General features: G+C 30.9%; 2 protein-coding genes and 1 pseudogene. All 3 read right to left on the bottom strand.

From position 1 onward, the window contains the following. A pseudogene (locus tag EAL87_RS07960) lies at positions 1-384 on the bottom strand (nucleotidyl transferase AbiEii/AbiGii toxin family protein); the annotation flags it as partial. Beyond that, positions 356-607 carry a hypothetical protein gene (locus EAL87_RS07955; RefSeq protein WP_000006537.1) on the bottom strand — a complete coding sequence of 84 codons (252 nt, stop codon included), beginning with the start codon at positions 605-607 and terminating at the stop codon, positions 356-358. The gene EAL87_RS07955 and the pseudogene EAL87_RS07960, both read right to left, overlap by 29 nt. A 131-nt stretch (positions 608-738) precedes the next feature. After that, positions 739-1,422, bottom strand: coding sequence for a CAAX protease (locus EAL87_RS07950; protein ID WP_120914256.1), 684 nt, complete (start codon positions 1,420-1,422; stop codon positions 739-741). Positions 1,423-1,552 lie beyond the last annotated feature (130 nt).

Here is a 1,552-nt window from a genome sequence, read left to right as displayed (position 1 = left end):
TACATATCCCTCATTACTAGCATAATCCACTAAAACATCTATTTTAATGTTGTCTTTATTCGTTACGCCTATATGATTATGTTGGTCTATGTATCTTGTGCTATCAAAATGACTGCAATTATCTATCCATAATTTAGGGCTAAAAAATCCCAAACATTGAGCATCATTGACAAACAAATCAATATCAAAGCTTAATCTATGCTGGAAGTAATACATGCTCAAAGCTGTGTCTCCTCCAAACTTAATACTACTAGGATTAAGCCCTAAATTCAAAGCATTTTTAATAATGGGATAAAATTGTTCTAGGGCTTGAATTTGAGCTTGAAAGTTGTTTTTGATAAAACTAAGGCTCTTTTCATTGATAGGGATTGATAGAAAGGACATGTAAAATATTCTCCATAGGAATGTGATAGTCTTGTGAAAACCATTCTATTTCTTGCTCTAGTGCCTCTGTTTGAATTGTGCCTATAATATACTTGTCAGTATTGCTTAGATTAGTTGTTTTTTTATCCATAAAAAGCCCTATAAGATACTCTAAACTCACATGCTTATCTTTATTGCCAATAGAGTTATTGATTGTAGCTAATAACATAGGGGCAAATGACATTTTTATCCTCCCTAAATTGATTTGATTGTAGTTTAGCAAATTTTGTGTTGGTTTTGGTTTGACTTATAATGATTGTTTAGCTATAATACGCCTACATTCGTAGGGCTGACCGAAGCCCACTTTCTTATAGCTTATAGACTACTTAGTTTTTCCAAGTCTTTGTTTCCAATACTTTTGATTAAATCATCTAAAAATGAAACAATTTTGTTAGGCATGATACCAAAGTTAAAACTTTTACTTGTAGGCTTCTTTTCTAATTCTCTGATAAAGCGTGTTGTAATGCGTGAGCGGTTGTTTGCCCTTAGCTTTAGTAAATTTTCCCAATGATACGCACGATTTCTAATTGCCCATAGTAAGTTTAAAGCAATATAGGCTTTAGCATAATTAGAAAGATGTTGTTTTCTACCCTTAATAAGCAAAGTATCCTTATTATCTTTGTAATAAGCCTTAATACTATAGGCTCTCAAATCTAATGCTACCCCCTCTAATTTGTAAAAAAAGATAAGCTTAATCACCGCTTCTAAAGACATTTTAGACAAGACCAAAGAATGCGTGATTTCTTTTTTCTTGTCTTTCAATTCTTCTATTAAGGGGATTAAAGAAACTTCATCAAACACCCACTCATTCCCTTTAATTTGAGTTAGGCAATAATCTAGTGCGTTGCGTAAGTAAATCTCTAAATTAGAGATTTTAGGTGTGATTAGACTAATGAGCTTTAAATTTTCTTTGTATTGCTCTAGGTTGTCATAAGTCTCTAGTCTGTCTTTGGATAGAATGAGCGTAATATCATTTTTGAAATCTTGTAAATCTTGCATAGTATCTCTTAAAATAATTGTTAAACCAAATTATAACACAAACAAAATTAGTTATAAAAGATTGTTATTGCTTGTTAAGATAATATATAGTGAGTAATTAAAATAACCAAATTCTACTAAATACATACAA

The organism is Helicobacter pylori, assembly GCF_003636935.1.
Lineage (GTDB): Bacteria > Campylobacterota > Campylobacteria > Campylobacterales > Helicobacteraceae > Helicobacter > Helicobacter pylori_CH.
Note: the sequence above shows the minus strand (reverse complement) of the source record. Positions and strands in the feature narration are given on the sequence as shown.